Source organism: Collinsella sp. TM05-38 (genome assembly GCF_003466445.1).
Classification (GTDB): domain Bacteria; phylum Actinomycetota; class Coriobacteriia; order Coriobacteriales; family Coriobacteriaceae; genus Collinsella.
The window spans coordinates 89,491-103,742 of sequence record NZ_QSPM01000001.1 but is presented as its reverse complement, the minus strand read 5'-3'; the positions used below and the strand labels follow the sequence as shown (position 1 = coordinate 103,742).

The 14,252-nt window shown below is 60.6% G+C and carries 13 protein-coding genes; 1 reads left to right on the top strand and 12 read right to left on the bottom strand.

Annotated features, from left to right (window positions below; translation table 11 throughout):
• Position 1: 1 nt before the first annotated feature.
• The 11 genes from DXD49_RS00430 to DXD49_RS00380 all read right to left on the bottom strand — a co-directional run bounded on the left by DXD49_RS00430 (position 2) and on the right by DXD49_RS00380 (position 11,738).
• A complete protein-coding gene (locus DXD49_RS00430) occupies positions 2–646 on the bottom strand; it encodes a DUF4867 family protein (RefSeq protein ID WP_117793907.1) in 645 nt (214 codons plus the stop codon).
• A gap of 137 nt (positions 647–783) precedes the next feature.
• Entirely contained in the window at positions 784–1,272 is a 489-nt protein-coding gene (locus tag DXD49_RS00425) for an S-ribosylhomocysteine lyase (RefSeq protein WP_117793906.1), read from the bottom strand.
• A gap of 152 nt (positions 1,273–1,424) precedes the next feature.
• Positions 1,425–2,915: a glycerol kinase GlpK gene (locus tag DXD49_RS00420; RefSeq protein WP_117793905.1), complete on the bottom strand. Its 1,491-nt coding sequence runs from the start codon at positions 2,913–2,915 to the stop codon at positions 1,425–1,427.
• A 171-nt stretch (positions 2,916–3,086) separates the two neighbouring features.
• Positions 3,087–4,025, bottom strand: coding sequence for a transketolase family protein (locus tag DXD49_RS00415; protein WP_117793904.1), 939 nt, complete (start codon positions 4,023–4,025; stop codon positions 3,087–3,089).
• Positions 4,018–4,854, bottom strand: coding sequence for a transketolase (locus tag DXD49_RS00410; protein ID WP_199408789.1), 837 nt, complete (start codon positions 4,852–4,854; stop codon positions 4,018–4,020). The genes DXD49_RS00415 and DXD49_RS00410 overlap by 8 nt, the downstream gene beginning before the upstream one ends.
• Positions 4,855–4,856: 2 nt before the next feature.
• A complete protein-coding gene (locus DXD49_RS00405) occupies positions 4,857–6,257 on the bottom strand; it encodes an L-fucose/L-arabinose isomerase family protein (protein WP_117793903.1) in 1,401 nt (466 codons plus the stop codon).
• A 279-nt stretch (positions 6,258–6,536) separates the two neighbouring features.
• Positions 6,537–6,854: a PTS lactose/cellobiose transporter subunit IIA gene (locus tag DXD49_RS00400; protein WP_117793902.1), complete on the bottom strand. Its 318-nt coding sequence runs from the start codon at positions 6,852–6,854 to the stop codon at positions 6,537–6,539.
• A gap of 2 nt (positions 6,855–6,856) precedes the next feature.
• A complete protein-coding gene (locus DXD49_RS00395; protein WP_117793901.1) occupies positions 6,857–7,159 on the bottom strand; it encodes a PTS sugar transporter subunit IIB in 303 nt (100 codons plus the stop codon).
• 90 nt (positions 7,160–7,249) lie between these two features.
• A complete protein-coding gene (locus DXD49_RS00390) occupies positions 7,250–8,521 on the bottom strand; it encodes a PTS sugar transporter subunit IIC (RefSeq protein ID WP_117793900.1) in 1,272 nt (423 codons plus the stop codon).
• A 93-nt stretch (positions 8,522–8,614) separates the two neighbouring features.
• Positions 8,615–10,237 (bottom strand): DUF4038 domain-containing protein, encoded by a 1,623-nt coding sequence (locus DXD49_RS00385; RefSeq protein ID WP_233541708.1) that lies wholly within the window; start codon positions 10,235–10,237, stop codon positions 8,615–8,617.
• A 28-nt stretch (positions 10,238–10,265) separates the two neighbouring features.
• Complete coding sequence (locus DXD49_RS00380; protein ID WP_117793899.1) at positions 10,266–11,738, bottom strand: alpha/beta hydrolase domain-containing protein; 1,473 nt, start codon at positions 11,736–11,738, stop codon at positions 10,266–10,268.
• 152 nt (positions 11,739–11,890) lie between these two features.
• On the opposite strand from DXD49_RS00380, the gene DXD49_RS00375 reads away from it, so the two are divergent.
• Positions 11,891–12,886, top strand: a complete 996-nt coding sequence (locus DXD49_RS00375) for a LacI family DNA-binding transcriptional regulator (RefSeq protein ID WP_158564823.1) — start codon at positions 11,891–11,893, stop codon at positions 12,884–12,886.
• On the opposite strand, the gene DXD49_RS00370 is transcribed toward DXD49_RS00375, so the two are convergent.
• Entirely contained in the window at positions 12,883–13,893 is a 1,011-nt protein-coding gene (locus tag DXD49_RS00370; protein ID WP_117793897.1) for a LacI family DNA-binding transcriptional regulator, read from the bottom strand. The two genes, DXD49_RS00375 and DXD49_RS00370, sit on opposite strands and share 4 nt — an antisense overlap.
• Between the last annotated feature and the right edge of the window lie 359 nt (positions 13,894–14,252).

Sequence of the window (14,252 nt, the reverse complement as noted above, 5' to 3'; positions counted from 1 at the left end):
TTTAGTCCACGGTGATGTCGAGGTTCTTGCCGGTGAGGCCTACGTAGCCGCCCTCAGCTGCCTTGGGGCTATCGGCGTGGCAGAGGACCCACTTGTCGGCCTTCCAGTAGCAGTAGCTGTCACCGGCGGCGGGCATGTCGGCTGCGGCCTCGGGACGCGGGCCGTTGGTGCCGGCGGGCAGCGCGATCATCACCTGGAAGCCGCCGTCGTCGACCATGCACGGCGTGTAGTGGAGCGTCGTGGCATAGACCTCGACGAGCGTGCCGGCGGGTGCGCGGAAGGCCTTGACCTGCGCGGTGTCGAGCTTGCCGTCGACGATCTGCTCGCGCTTGGCCAGCAGCAGGATAAAGTCGCGGGCGCCCAGGTTGAACTCGCTGGCGCGGTGATACTCCAGGCAGTTGAGCTTCGTGTTGTGGCCGTTGCACCAGCCCAGCTGGAAAGGACGGCCGCCGTACATGAGCAGACCGAGCGTATCGGCACCTTCGACTTGCTCGAGCTCGGGCGCGGAGGCCACGTACTTGCTGCCCTCGGGAATGGGCGTGGCGGAGAACGCCTCGACAAGCGGGGCGGTCAGGCTGGAGGGCACGTCGTCCCACACGCGGCCGTAGGGTTTGAACTCGGAATCGTTGACAGAGTAGATATGCATGTTCACTCCTGTTCGTAATTGTGACTATACGAACATTCTAGAACAAACACGAGCGATTTTGAGCGCTCGGCACGAAAAAGCGCCCTCGCAAAGTGCGGGGGCGCTTCCATTGCAAACGTTGATCCTACGAGCAGCCCTTACGCCTGCTGGTAGTGCAGGTGCTTCTCGTCGATATCGGCCAGGTCGCGGTCGAGGTAGCGGCGCGCGAGCCAGTTGGCCATGGGAAGGTTCTGGTCCAGGTAGTTACCGCACTCCTCGGGAGCGGCGCCGGGGACATCGCCCTCAAAGCCGGCGACGAACTCAAACAGTTCGCGCACGAGCGGCAGGATCTCCTCGCTCGTCACCTCGCCAAACACGACAAGGTAAAAGCCCGTGCGACAGCCCATGGGGCCAAAGTAGACGATACGGCTCGACCACTCGACATGATTGCGCAGAAACGTCGCGCCCAGGTGCTCGATGGTGTGGCACTCGGCCGTGTTCATGACCGGCTCCTTGTTGGGCGTGGTCAGGCGCAGGTCAAAGGTGGTGACGGCGGTACCGGTCGCCGGGTCGCGGTCGATGCGGCTCACGTACACGCCGGGCTCAAGCAGCAGATGATCGACGGAAAAGCTCGCAATGCGCTCCATGGCAGATCCTCTCGGTAGTCAATTTGGGACGGGGCTCTTTTAGCTGGTTGGAATGGTCGCACCAATCATACCAGTCAAAAAAGCCCCGTCCCAAATTAGCTACCTGGGACGAGGACCAATGAGTTTTTAATCCCCGTCCCAGAAAAATCATTCTAGGCAGTGTAGGAAATTGTGGCCTTCACCGCGTGGCGCCAGCCGGCGATCTTTTTGGCTCGCTCGTCGGCCGGCATCGAAGGCTCCACGATACTGCGAGCGCCGTAGACGTCGACGACGTCGCGCGTGTACATGCCCAGCGCAATGCCGCAGGCCCAAGCCGCGCCCAGGCCGCTCATCTCGTCGTTGCTCGCGATGCGGATGGGCGAGCCCACAAGATCGCTCTCAAACTGCATCAGGTATGCATCGCGCGTGGGGCCGCCGTCAACGCGAAGCTCGGCCAGCGCCGCGCCCGAATCCTCGACCATCGCATCGATCACGTCGAAGATCTGATAGGCGATCGACTCGTCGGCAGCCTTCACGAACTCCGCGCGACCCGTGGTGCGCGTCATGCCAAAGACGCAGCCCTCGGCGTCGCTTGCCCAGTGCGGCGCGCCCAGACCGGTAAACGCCGGCACAAAGTAGACGCGGCTCGCCGGGTTGGCGGCGTAACACAGGTCGGTGACTTCCTCGGGGTTGTTGATGAGCTCCAGGTCGTCGCGCAGCCAGGTCTTGACGGCGCCGGCGTAGCTCACGTTACCCTCGAGCACGTACTCGGTCACGCCGTCCATACGCCACGCGAGCGAGCTCGAAAGCCCGTGCGAGCTGGCGACAAACTCGTCGCCGACGTTCATCATGACCGAACTGCCGGTGCCATAGGTCGCCTTGGCCATGCCGCGGCTGTGGCAGCCCTGCGCAAACAGGGCCGCGTGGCTATCGCCCAGCACGCCGTGCACGGGCACAGGCGCCGGCAAAAAGCCGCCCAGGTCCGTCATGCCGAACAGGCCGTCGGAATCGGTCACCTGCGGCAGGCAAGCAGCGTCGATGCCAAAGGCCTGGCACACCGGCTCGCTCCAGCAGCCGCAGCGCAGGTCAAAGAGCTGCGTACGGCTGGCGTTGGACCAGTCGCAGCGGAACTCGGCGCCGCCCGTGAGCGTCCAGACCACCCAGGCATCAATCGTGCCCAGGCACAGCTCGCCCGCCGCAGCGGCCTCGGCAGCCGCCGGCACGTTTGCGAGAATCCAGGCCATCTTGCCCGCCGGATAGTAGGGCGAGAGCACCAGGCCCGTCGTGTCGCGCACCAGCTCGGCCACGCCCTCGCGCGCGGCCAGCTCGTCACACAGCTCGCGGGCGCGGGCGCACTGCCACACCACGGCGTCGCACAGCGGCTCGCCCGTCGTGCGGTTCCAGGCAACGGTGGTCTCGCGCTGGTTAGAGATGCCGATGCCGGCGACGTCGGCCGGGTTAACCCCGGTCTCCTCCACCACGGCGCGCGCCACGGCCAGCACGTTGGCCGCGATCTCGGCCGGATCATGGCTCACCCAGCCGGCCTCGTTGACGATCTGACGATGTGCGCGGTCGGCACGATGAATCAGATGGCCGCCCTCGTCCACCAACAGCGCCTTGGTACCCTGCGTGGACTGATCGATTCCGATGATGTATTTGCTCATGTACTCTCCCATTCCTTCCGCCAAATCAAAGACAGCCTGGCGGACAAGGAGCGAGCGACCGCCAAGTGCCGCAGATTGCCGTGAAAGAGGAGCGCCGCGTACTTTGTGTACGCAAGCGACGGTTTGAACGGCAAGGTGCGGTGCTTGGCGGCCGCGCAGCGTCTGTGTCTACTAGTTGCCGAGGAACTCGGCAACGGTCTTGGCAATGCCTTCGCCGGTGAGGCCGTAGTGCGCAAAGACCTCGGGGCTCGTGCCGGTGATGACCGGCGCGTCGGGCAGACTCAGGCACTTGACCGGACGCGGGCAATGCTCGCCCACGACCTGCGCGACCATGGAGCCCAGGCCGCCAAAGGGGCTGTGCTCCTCGACGGTCACGACGGCGCGCGTGGCACCGGCGGCCTCGATCACGGCCTCGGCGTCGAGCGGCTTGACGCAGTACATGTCGAGCACGGTGGCGGAGATGCCTTGCTCGGCGAGCAGATCGGCGGCGTCCACGGCATGGCGGACCATCTCGCCGGTGGCGACAATCGTCACATCGGTGCCACGACGCACCCAGGTGGCACGGTCCATCTGGAACGGACAGTTATCCTCGGTGTACACGTCCTCGACCGGGTTGCGACCCACGCGGATATAGGCCGGCTTGTTGTCGGCAACCAGGGCGCGCACGAGCTCAGCAGTCTGAAAACGATCGCTCGGCAGATACACGCGCATGTTGGGAATCGCGCTCATGGCGGCGATATCCTGCGCGGAGTGATGGCTCATGCCCAGAGCGCCGTAGGACACGCCACCCGAAATGCCGATGAGCTTGACGTCGGTGTTGGAGTACGAGACGTCGACCTTGCACTGCTCATACGAGCGCGTGGTCACAAAGGACGCCGGCGAGGCGGCCCAGGCCTTCTTGCCGCACGAAGCCATGCCGGCGGCGATACTCACCAGGTCCTGTTCGGCGATGCCGACCTCGACGGACTGCTGGGGATACTGATCGAAGAACGGCGTGAGCGATGCGGAGCCGCGGGAGTCGGAGCACAGGACGACGATGTCCTTATCGGTCTCGGCGGCCTCGAGCAGCGTGTCGCAGATAACCTTGCGGTTGGCGATCTTGTTAGCCATTGATGGCCTCCTTATGGGCAGCGAAATCGGCGATGATCTGGGCATATTCCTCGTCGTTGGGCAGGTGGTGATGCCAGCCGGCCTTGTCCTCCATGACGGGCGAGCCGTAGCCCTTCACCGTGTTGAGGATGATGACCGTGGGCTTACCCTTGGTCTCGGCGGCCAACGTCAGCGCGGCGTCGATGGCCTGGACGTCGTTGCCCGGAATGGACAGCACGTTCCAACCGAAGGCGGCCCAGCGCTCCTCCTGCGAGTCCTGCTTCATGACGTCCTCGGTGCTGCCACTGATCTGCAGGCGGTTGCGGTCCACGAGCGCGCACAGGTTATCGAGCTGGTAGTTGCCACCGCTCATGGCGCCCTCCCAGACCGAGCCCTCGGCAAGCTCGCCGTCGCCCATGATGGTGTAGACGCGGTAGTCGCGACCGTCCATCTTGCCGGCGAGCGCCATACCCACCGCCACGGGCAGGCCGTGACCGAGCGAGCCGGAGTTCATCTCGATGCCCTTGAGTTTATTGTTGGGATGGCCGATGTAAGGACTGCCGAACTTGGAGAAGCGGGCCTTGACGTCGTCGAGGTCCAGGTAGCCCTCGTGGCACAGCACCGCGTAATAGGCCTCCATGGCGTGGCCCTTGGAGAGCACGAAGCGATCGCGGTTGGGATCGTCGACGGTCTCGGGCGAAATGTTCAAATGGTTGGCGTAGAGGGTCATGAGCGCGTCGATGACCGACATGTCGCCGCCGATGTGGCCGCCGGCGCCGGCCATGATGATGTCGACGCAATCGCGGCGAAGGTCCCAGCGCAGGGACTCAAGCTCTTCGATAGTTGCCATTTCTACTCTCCTCGCAGGTAGGCTTTGACGTCTTCTTCGATGGGGTCGTACAGGTCGGGCTGGATGCCGATGTACTTGCATGCCTCGTAGAGCACCGGCACCACGTTGGCGTGGATGGCCACGCAGTGGTGGATGTAGGGACCCTCGACGATCTTGGCCTCGAGGCGCTTGAGGTTCTCGACCTCGACCCACAGGTAGGTGCCCATGCCGGCCGGGCCGTCGATGCCGCGGGCGTTGCCCAGCAGCAGCGAGTACTCGCCGTTGTCGCCGTCAAAGCGGGCAAGGGTGAGGTCGCCGTGCTTGGCCTCGGCCGTCAGCGCGCCGGGGTGATCGAAGGCCAGCGGGTAGGTGAGCTTGGGCTTGACGGCCGCGCAGCTGCAGGGCCAAGGGCCGCAGTGCTGCAGCAGCTCGCCGTTCTCGTTGTCAGGATGACGCACGGTCCAGTCGGCGAACATGCCGCGGTGACGGCCCAGGTCGGCGGCCTCGACCATCAGCGCTGTGATGGCGCCATGGATGTCGGTCTCGCAGACGACCGGAATGCCCATCTCGTTGAGGATGGCGTTGGCGGCGCAGGGCATAATGCCCAGCTCGTCCTGCAGGGCGTTCCAGCACTGGATGGCACCGGCGTTGCAGCCGTACTTCTCGACCAAGCGCTTCATGGCAATGGCAAGACCGGCCACAGCGGGGACCTTATCCTCGGGGATGCAGATCTCAAAGCTGTCGGCAATGTGGGCGAGCATGGCTGCCATGGCCTGCTCGTCGGCCTGGGCGTCGCGCACGGCCTGGACAAGCTCGGTCATGGGGATGGGCGAAAGCTGGATGTTGAACTTCTCGAGCAGCTCGCCCTCGTTGCACATGGTCGACCAGAAGTCGAACGGACGAGTGGCCATCTGCAGAATGCGGGTGTGTTTGAAGGTCTTAACGACGTTGCACACAGCCAGGAAGTCCCAGACGCCGCGCTCGAACTCGGGATCGGTCAGGCGGCAGTTGGTCATGTAGGTGAAGGGGACCTGGAAGCGGCGCAGGACCTTGCCGGTGGCGAACAGGCCGCACTGGCTGTCGCGCAGGCGGGTGCCGTCGGGCTCGGGGCGCTCGTCGCGCGGGCCCCACAGCAGCACGGGCAGGCCGAGCTCGCGGGCAAGGCGGGCGCAGACGTACTCGGTGCCAAAGTTGGCGTGGCACAGCATGATGCCGTCGACGCCCTCGGCGCGGAACTTCTTGACGATAGGCTCGATATGGCTGTCGTCGAACAGCAGGCCCTCGTCGTTGATGTCGTCGATATCAACGATGTCGACGCCGATCTCGCGCAGGCGGTCAGCCGTCAGACCGCGGTACTTGATCGCGTCCGGCGCGCTAAAGATACTGCGGCGCGTGGGCACAAAACCGAGCTTGATCTTATCCATGTACGTCCTCCCCTAGTCACATGTTCAGTAAACAGACGCATATTTCGTTTTGTTCTGTTTACTAAATGTTTTACTCTTCTGTTTAGAAGTTTAACGCGAAATACCTACAGGCGGTAGAGAAATCAGCCTAAACGGTATGTAAACAAACTGAACATACAAGGAGAACAAAAAAGGGTCCCGAAGGACCCTCTCTATCCGTAGCTGTATGTGAACGGGCGCATTGTCGTCTCTTCGGCGCAAGCATGCGTCGCAACAATGGCCTGTCGGCAGAGCCGGTGGCTAAGCGCCCATCTTGCGATAGACGTCCACGAACTCCTTGGCCAGGATGCCAAAGCCCTCGGCACTCATAAGCTGGTCCTCGGCATGAACGACCAAAAGGTCGATGCTCAGGTCCTCGCCGGCAGCCGTCTGCTGGACAAGGCCGCCGTGAGCCGCGTGACCCTCGGCATAATGCTGCTGGCCCTCGGCGATCTTTGCCTCGGCCTCTTCGAACTTACCGTCGCGGGCCAGGTGAATCGCATCGATATAGCAGCTACGCGCGCAGCCGACGCCTGCAATGATCTGAAAGCTCTGAAGCTGAATCTCTTCTGTCGTCATGCTTAGATCCTCATCAGTTCCTTGGCTTGGGCTAGCGCCTTAACGCCGTCCATCATGCCGTAGGTGGTCATGGGGATCACGCCCACCGGCACCTCGGGACATGCGGCGCAGACCTCGTCCTTGGCATAGCCAACCTGCGGCCCAAGCAGGATGCAGTCGGCATTGCGGCCAATGGTCGCGGCCTCGTTGACGGCGTGGGCGGAGACCTCGCACTCCAGACCCTCGGCGTCAGCAGCCTTCTTGATGTTCTTCATGATGATGCTCGTGGACATGCCGCCGGCGCACATTAGAACGATGTTTTTCATTGCAGTTCCTTTCCTGTAACCCCTCACAGGGACTTATATGTTTCGGCGATCAACGCGATCGACCGAACCTTCGAACTTGTGGACAATGACCTACTCGGCAGAAGCCTTTGCAGCAGCTTCCTCGGCCAGTGCCTCCTTATCGGCCATCTTGACGAACGGGATAAACAGCAGTCCGACCAGCAGGATTGCGGCGAGGACGATTGCGACCAGGCCAATGCCGCCCGTAAAGAAGTTGCTGATGGGCAGCGGCACGACAAACGGCATGGAAATGGTCGGGTTAAATGCATTGCCCAGACCGAGCATCAGGCCGACGGCGGCAGCAATGCAGGCCACGGGCTTGAGCAGGATGTAGGGGATGAACATATAAGGGTTCATGGCAATGGGCGTACCGAAGATGATGGGCTCGGAGATGTTGAAGAGTGCGGGCACCAGGGCAATCTTGGAGAGGACCTTGTAGCGCTCGGACTTGGCCGTGAGCAGCGCAAGCTCCATGCCAAGGGCGTCAGCAGAACCGACAGAGAACATGATGATGAACGACAGGTACGGCAGTGGCTGGCCGGCAACGAATGCCTCGGTGTTGGCAAGAGCGCAGGCCTGGATAACCGGCATGTACACGCCCATCAGGACGCTGGGGTGGATACCAAAGAAGAACAGCAGGTTGCACAGCGTAAAGTAAATGACAACGGCCCAGGGGCTGGAGCCCAGGAACATAACGGGAGTGGCAATGGTGCTGTTGATGAGGTTAAAGACATCGCCGAAGCTCGTCATGCCCATGCCCCACTTAACCAGAGCAGCCGTGGTGAAGATGACGATGGCGCAGAACATCGGAGACAGCGAATCGGTAACGAACTGAGGGACGGAATCGGGCATGGGGATGGCGACATGCTTCATAAGGAAGTTAAGCGCCTTCGGCACGATCAACGCCACGAGCAGCGCAACGAACAGACCCGAGCTGCCCAGATAACGGGTCGCGATAAACGTCGAGCCGTCCTCGGCATGGCCAAGAGGAATCAGCAGGAGCAAAACGCCAATAGCCGCAACCGTCGACGTAAGGCCTTTGTTCCCGAGCACCTTGCCGTAGGAGTACGAGACCGAGGCGCACATGTAGATGGCGCCGAGGTTCATGGTAACGACCAGTACGTCGGTAATCGTCGCCGACATGCCGGTGCTGGCAAGGAACGCCTGCAGCGGCGGGATCGGCAGCCCGTTGATAATGGAGAGCAGCGCCACGCCGAGCGTAACGGGCATGGTCGCCATCATGCCGGACATAAGGCCCTTTACGACGTTAAAGCTACTCACTTTGTGGGCAATGGGGCCCACGTGCTTCTCGAGGAAGCCCTGCATCGAATCGAGAACGCTCATTTGTGTTCACTGATCCTCTCTAAACGAATCATCTAGCTGTCAAACGGGAAATTGCGGCCGACTCTTTCCCGCCTATGACCAATGGAAATATGGTTACGCCTTGAGCTCGAGGACGAGGAGCCAATCCCCAACCCCGGGTTTGTCAGGCAGGGTAATGCTGTCCGTGACGGCAAGGGCGTCCTCGCCGTCACGGTATGCGCCCGTGCGAGGGTTAAACCATCGGCCTGCATAGGCAGCGCCCGTCGGCACACCCTCGATAGCAAGCTTTTGGCGCACGGTATCGCCAAAGTACGCGACGATGCGCGAAAGGTCCTGGTTGGCGGTTGCCAGCGGAGCCTTGTTGGCAAACAGGTTGCCCGCATCGGTCGTTTCGTAGGGAGCGAGCTCCCAGAAGTGATTGTCTTCGTAGAAGGAACGCATGTAGCCCATCTGGACCGCACCTTCTCCGTCTACCGCCTGGGCCCAAGTAATGCCAAAGCGGTTGAAGATTGCCATAAAGGGGTCGAGCTCCTCAGGGCTTTCCCACACGTTGTCCCAGATTCCCTGGGCTCCGTAGGTATAGCCGGCGCCGCCGGCCTGCATGCAGATATACGCCACGCGGCGCAGCATGTCTGCGGTGCACAGGCGCGTACCCATCTCCTCGAGCGTCGAGCAAAACTCGTAGAGCGCCTCGCCCTCAACGAAGGGCTTGTCGTCATGAGCTGCCAGATAGTCAAAGTAGTCGCTTGCCTTGATGAGGTAATCGCCGTGACCGGCCTGGTTGAGCGTAAAGTCCATCCAGGGTTCATCCTGGTAGTAATCGGCAAAGGGGCGCTCGTTGGTATAGTGCGCCGTCGCCAGATGACCATAGCCGTCGCGTGTCTCAATCTCCAAGGCGACCTCACGCCAGCCGTCAAGCATGGCGGCTCGACCTTCTTTGCGGTATCCGGCAACCTCGCCGGCAAGCGTCCACACCATCGGATATGCACCGTAGCGCGCCACCAGGTAGCGGGCGAGGTGCTTTTGGTGTTCCACGGCATGCTCGCCGAGAATGGCAAACGCCCACGCTTGCCCAAGTGCGTTCACTAAGCCCGCATCGGCAATATAGGCCATGCGGCGGTCGAGCTCCCGCTGGTAGAAGGCCACATTAGGCACATCTTCCACGCCCTTGGCCATGCCACCGTCAATCCAATAGCGATCTCCTGCGCCCATGTCAGAGCGCAGGTTGGTCTGATAGACGGTAAAGCCCTGCTCGGCACGTAGGTCGACCATACCGCGAAATTGGCTCGTCATGCCGGGGTGGTTCGACGCATCCCAGCTCTCACGGTAGGCAAACTCCCAATGGGTATCGCCCAGCCAAAAGAACGGCGTACCATCTGAATAGGCAAACATGCGCGAATCGTCTGCAACGCGGATAAAACCGTGGCGATACAGATCGAGGTCGCCCGCGTACGGCACGGCCTCGACGCGGCCCGTGCAGCCATTAAGACCGGTCTGCTCGGGAGCCTCGATAACATAGTTCCAGGCACCCAGCTCGGTCGGGGCAAACGACACGCAGTAGGTACGCCCACCATCCCAGTAGGCCTCGCGGCGAATTACCCTGCCACTCGAGCCGGTGAACTCCGCCCAAATCTCAACATCCAAAAACGGGTTATCGAACGAACAGGCGCTCTCAAACGTCAGAACAACCGGTCGCCAAATCTCGGCAACAGCGGCTTGATTCAACGTCATATCCATTGCAGACCCCTCTCCGGTCTTAGTCCTGCTAGTTCAGTCCTCGCTCACGAGCGGATGCCATGGCAAAGCCAACGATCGCTTGGGCATCCTCGGCACAAATAAAGCCTTGTGACACCTCGATCGCCGTATCGCGCTCACACAGAGCGCGATAGTTTTCGAGCGACCCGTACAGCTCTTTGAGCATCGATGCCGAGAACGACTCCATGTGGCCAAACAGCCCGTCCTTATCGCTCGTCTTATCGACCGTGCCCTGCCCCGGCTCCACCAAGCTCGTGTTGGAGTAGCGGGCAAACGGATGCTCGAGCAGGCAGGTGCGAAGTCCGCCCTTGGTATTTCCCAGGGCATCCTTTACGTTCTCGCCGCTCGCGTCCAGCTCAATGCGTGGACAGGTTGCCGGAGCCGCACCCGTACGGACCCAGCGGAACAGGTTGCGGAATGCAGCATGGAACAGATACTGCGACGGATAGGCGTTTGCCTCGGCATGCTTACCGACATACACCGGCAGATGGTCGATACGCTTGAGATCCTCGTCGTCTTGGTAATAGTCGACGTAACTCCACTGCGTATCGTGGGAAGCACCCGTCACCTCGTACAGCCGGTACTTAAAATCGGGATCGTCGCTATCGGGCATAAGCGTGCGCCAACTCTCAAAGCGACCGTTCTCGCTTTCGGTCTGAAGGGCGATAAACGGCTCCTCGACGTGCTCCACACGCAGTAGATGGTGTGCGTATTCCCGGCAGCATTCATACTGGTTGACGGGAATGCACATCGAATGGATGCCGCCGCCAGACAGGTATCCGTCAAACACGCGGCCGTCACGGCGCACCTCCTCGCGATAGGCAAAACTGTTAAGGTAGCGGAACAGATAGGCGCCGGACTGAGACCATCCTGTAAGGCAAATTGCCTGGCGAGGATAGTCGCGGATCGGGTTAAGGTCGGAGTCTCCGCGCAAGAGCCACGCAAGATCGGTCAGCATATCCCAAAACAGGCCAGTCTCGTAGGAGATGTCCATGTCGGGAAGCGCGCCGTCGCGTTCGAGCTGTTCCGGATCAAAGTCAAAGGGCCGCTCAGGAGTTGGGTTTGCCCAGCTCATGAAGGCATAGCGATCGGGATTGAATTCCTTGAGCTTGGCGATGGTATTAGGCTTGCTGGTAATGCCCACATAGATATCGCCAGAGCGCACAAACTCGCCGTGACCCAGAATCCACATGCGCTCGATTTCCATAAACGATGTGGGATTGATGATCTCCACGACCACATTGCCACTCGCTTGCGCCGGATTTTTCGGAGCACGAACAACGATCCGATTGGAATAAGGGGCGTCGGCAGTCATGACCTCCACGCCGCCGTCTTCGTCGGCGGTGCGATACACGTTGGCGGTACCGTCAACGCGATACTCGCGCTCGACGTAATCCTTTGCACTCAGATGACAGTAGCGCTCGGCGCTCGAAAACGGATAGCTCTCATCCGTAATGGGCATTTCAAAAATACCGCTGATCATCTCGTCCCCCTTGCTGTTGCGTTTGCTGAGACAGACTCTACTGGGGACGCTACTTAACTTCTATTGATTCTTAAGTTGAGTTACTAATTATTTAGCTTAATTAACAGCCTGGTGTTAAGCTCATGGTAAGTTCACAAACGTTAGGAACCATCATGGCCGTTACTGCAAAACAAATCGCTGACCAGCTGGGAATTTCGGCAGCGGCCGTTTCCCTTGCACTTAACAATCGACGCGGCGTAAGCAAAAAAACACGGCAGCTGGTACTGAGCACCGCCGAAGCTCTGGGTTACGACTTTAGTAAGATTAAGTTCGAGCGCCAAAAGAGCGGAACCGTTGCCTTGGTTGCCTTTAACCGGCGCCGCATCTTTACGACCCCCTTCTTCGCCGATATGCTCGCCGGAGTCGAGGGCACCCTTAGACACGCGGGATTCTCGTTTTCGCTGGTGAACTACTCGCCGTTCGAAAACACTCAGCAACAGATCGCCGACATCGCCGAAGCGCAATACGATGGTGTCATCATCCTTGCAACTGAGATGTTCGAGTCGGATTTTATGCCGTTTGCATCGCTGGACTGTCCCCTGCTGCTGTTGGACTCATGCATGAGCGCTGGGGTCGATACGGTCAAGATCGACAATGCCGCCAGCATGATGCTAGCCGTGCAGTACCTGCATTCGAAGTATGGATCTGTCCCCGGGCTGTTAACGACGCCCGTTACCGTGGGCAACTTCACCGAACGACGCTTCGCCTACGAGCACGCCATCGGTCAGCTATCGGGCTCGGAAAAGTGCGGCACCGTCCACGAGCTCGCCGTCGCTCCAGACGAGGCATACGCCGGCATGCTCGACATTATTGATTCGGGCGAACCCCTCGCCCAAAACTACGTCGCTGTCTTTGACGATATAGCTATTGGGGCCATGAAGGCCTTTATCGAGCGTGGTTATCGCGTGCCCGATGACGTACGCATCGTCGGCTTCGACAACAACGCCGGCGGAACCTACGTGCAGCCACAACTGACCACGCTCAATGTTCCTTCGCAGTATATGGGCACCATCGCCGCACGGCGCCTCATCGAGATTATCGATGAGGCCGAACACCACCCGCTCAAGATCGAGCTTGGGGCATCGCTCATCAAGCGCCGTTCTGCCTAGAGCTCGCGCACGCTCTGGCGCTCGACAAAATAGGTCGACACGGCCGTTTTGCAGGTATAGCTCTTGGGATTGCGGATATTGCCCACCAGACGGCGCACCGCGATCTCGCCCACCTCGTGCTTAGGAACGTGCACCGTGGTGAGCGGCGGGTTGGAGAAGGCGCCCACGGAAAGATCGTCGAAGCCAATCATCGAGACATCTTCGGGCACGCGAATGCCATGTTCGCTCAACGCACGCATAGCACCCACGGCGAGCACGTCGTTCTCGGCAAAGAAGGCCGTCGGCAGATCGTCGTGCGAGACCGTATCGAGCCAGGCACCCATGTCGCGATAGGCGCCCTCGAGCGTGGTGCCCAGGGTGATGTGCCATGCCGGATTGGCCTCAAGGCCCGCATCTTCAAGCGCCTGGCGATAGCCGCGCTCGCGGTCCTTAAAGTTGCGGATGCGCAGGTCGCCGGCAAGATAGCCAATCTGTTTGTGACCCTTCTCGATAAGGTAATCCACGGCGCGCAGCACCGAGTCGGTGTTGGCAATGACCACGGCATCGAAGTACTGGCGGTCGCTCCAGCCGTCGAGCACGATCAGGTGGGCGGCGGCGTTGGCGAACAAAGCGTAGTCTTCCTCGCCCAGCTCGGTGCCCATCAGCACGATGGCGGCAGCCGGGTCGGCGATAAGGCCCTCGACCTGCGGGCGCACGGCCTCCAGGTCGCTAAAGTCGAGCGAGACAAAGCTCGTGCTCATGCCGTGACGACGCGCCTGACGCTCCACGCCCTCGATGACCGCAGGATGGAAGGTGCTCTCATCAAGGATGGCGCCCGTCTTGCGCGCAAGTACAAACTGGATGCTCTCGAGCTGCGTCGACTGCTGGTAGCCGAGCGATTGCGCGCACTCAAGGATGACTTTGGCGGTCTCCTCGCTCACGCTGCGCTTGCGGTTGAGTGCGTTGGACACGGTTGCGGGCGAGAAGCCGGTAATGCGGCTGATCTCGCGGACGCTTGCTTTAGCCATCGTTCCCCCTAGCAACGGTCGCGGCCGAGCATCGTGGCTTGACCGCCCGTGGCTCGGCAACTAAACGACCGCAAATTCAATCTAAACAGAATAGTAAATGTTTATTAGCTAGTTTAGCCTGTTGTCAAGCGAAGCGGCACAACTATTCCCCCAACGGGCGCATTTACTCGGTAGCTAATCTGGGACAGGGCTCTTTTGAGTGCTTTTGCCACCGGATGATTCTTCTGGGGCGGGGATTAAAAAATCATTTTGGTGACGCGCGGCGGAAGACCAGTCTTTTTTGGGACGAGAAAATGATTTTTTAAGGCTCTGTTAGACCAGGATTGACATACATGTGTCCCCACGGTGCCATATCGTTG

Bases quoted from the DNA above. Each gene is read 5' to 3' on its own strand.
- DXD49_RS00430 (WP_117793907.1), bottom strand. From the start codon at position 646: ATGCATATCTACTCTGTCAACGATTCCGAGTTCAAACCCTACGGCCGC.
- DXD49_RS00425 (WP_117793906.1), bottom strand. From the start codon at position 1,272: ATGGAGCGCATTGCGAGCTTTTCCGTCGATCATCTGCTGCTTGAGCCC.
- DXD49_RS00420 (WP_117793905.1), bottom strand. From the start codon at position 2,915: ATGAGCAAATACATCATCGGAATCGATCAGTCCACGCAGGGTACCAAG.
- DXD49_RS00415 (WP_117793904.1), bottom strand. From the start codon at position 4,025: ATGGCTAACAAGATCGCCAACCGCAAGGTTATCTGCGACACGCTGCTC.
- DXD49_RS00410 (WP_199408789.1), bottom strand. From the start codon at position 4,854: ATGGCAACTATCGAAGAGCTTGAGTCCCTGCGCTGGGACCTTCGCCGC.
- DXD49_RS00405 (WP_117793903.1), bottom strand. From the start codon at position 6,257: ATGGATAAGATCAAGCTCGGTTTTGTGCCCACGCGCCGCAGTATCTTT.
- DXD49_RS00400 (WP_117793902.1), bottom strand. From the start codon at position 6,854: ATGACGACAGAAGAGATTCAGCTTCAGAGCTTTCAGATCATTGCAGGC.
- DXD49_RS00395 (WP_117793901.1), bottom strand. From the start codon at position 7,159: ATGAAAAACATCGTTCTAATGTGCGCCGGCGGCATGTCCACGAGCATC.
- DXD49_RS00390 (WP_117793900.1), bottom strand. From the start codon at position 8,521: ATGAGCGTTCTCGATTCGATGCAGGGCTTCCTCGAGAAGCACGTGGGC.
- DXD49_RS00385 (WP_233541708.1), bottom strand. From the start codon at position 10,237: ATGGATATGACGTTGAATCAAGCCGCTGTTGCCGAGATTTGGCGACCG.
- DXD49_RS00380 (WP_117793899.1), bottom strand. From the start codon at position 11,738: ATGATCAGCGGTATTTTTGAAATGCCCATTACGGATGAGAGCTATCCG.
- DXD49_RS00375 (WP_158564823.1), top strand. From the start codon at position 11,891: ATGGCCGTTACTGCAAAACAAATCGCTGACCAGCTGGGAATTTCGGCA.
- DXD49_RS00370 (WP_117793897.1), bottom strand. From the start codon at position 13,893: ATGGCTAAAGCAAGCGTCCGCGAGATCAGCCGCATTACCGGCTTCTCG.